General features: G+C 40.4%; 1 protein-coding gene. It reads right to left on the minus strand.

Annotated features, from left to right (window positions below):
* Nucleotides 1–481 precede the first annotated feature (481 nt).
* Nucleotides 482–946 carry a GNAT family N-acetyltransferase gene (locus tag VPNCDNU1_RS28200; protein WP_104403453.1) on the minus strand — a complete coding sequence of 155 codons (465 nt, stop codon included), beginning with the start codon at nt 944–946 and terminating at the stop codon, nt 482–484.
* Between the last annotated feature and the right edge of the window lie 30 nt (nt 947–976).

Consider the following 976-nt stretch of genomic DNA (forward strand, 5'->3'; position numbering starts at 1 on the left):
TTATTACTGCAAACTAAAAATGCCACGCGTTGGCTGTCGGCTTGAAGCTTTTGTTAGAGCGATACAAACAAACAAACTCACTTGGCAATGAAGCACTTAGCTTGCATTCAATGAACAGCATCTTAGCCAACAAAACCTTCTGCAACCAGACCACAAAACCCAAAACACCGATTCAGTCGAGAATTTAGAAGAACAAACCGAAAACCAAGCTTCAAAATTTGATGAATTGGGAGACTTTGGGGAAACCTACAACAGCTTGGTTTGTGAGGATATTCCACCTTGATTCAGGTTAAGGAATCGAACTCAAAAACACGGAAGCCAGCAACTTTCGATAACCTTACAAACCTTGAATTATCAAAGCGCTATAACGCCCAATTAAACTGCCAAAAACGTACAAATGCCACTTCTGCAAGCCACTGTAAACACATTATTCAACGTAAACTAAAAGTGCCACACGTTTTTGGTCTGTTTGAATTGTTTGTTATGTGCGTATTTGATACAAGTGCCCTGACTCAAATTCGTTCTCAGCGGTGCACTTTATTTGCCAGCCGAGTTTATGCGCCACTTTTTGGCTACCCACATTATCTGAAGCGATAAAGACTTTAACTTGGATTAAATCAATGGATTGAGCCAGTTTGAATATTGCGGACTTACACATTAGAGACGCTAACCCTTGCCCCCAAAACTTCTGACGAATGAAATACCCAAAGTCTAACTCGCCATCAAGTTGAGTAACTCCGCAAAAACCAACAATTTCGTTAGTTTCAATAGACCTGAAAGCAAACCTAGTTTCTGCCTGTTGCTCGTTAGCAAACCAAATCTCAGCTTCTGTATCAGTCAAAGGTCTTCTAGGTCCCAAAAACCTCATAGTTTGCTCGTTTTGAAGCAAGTCAAAGACAGAGCTTCGATCACTATCAACTAATTGTGAAATAAAGATTTTGTCCAAATTTCCCTCCTAGCACATAACGCCAGCTTA

Source organism: Vibrio penaeicida (assembly GCF_002933855.1).
Taxonomy (GTDB): domain Bacteria; phylum Pseudomonadota; class Gammaproteobacteria; order Enterobacterales; family Vibrionaceae; genus Vibrio; species Vibrio penaeicida_A.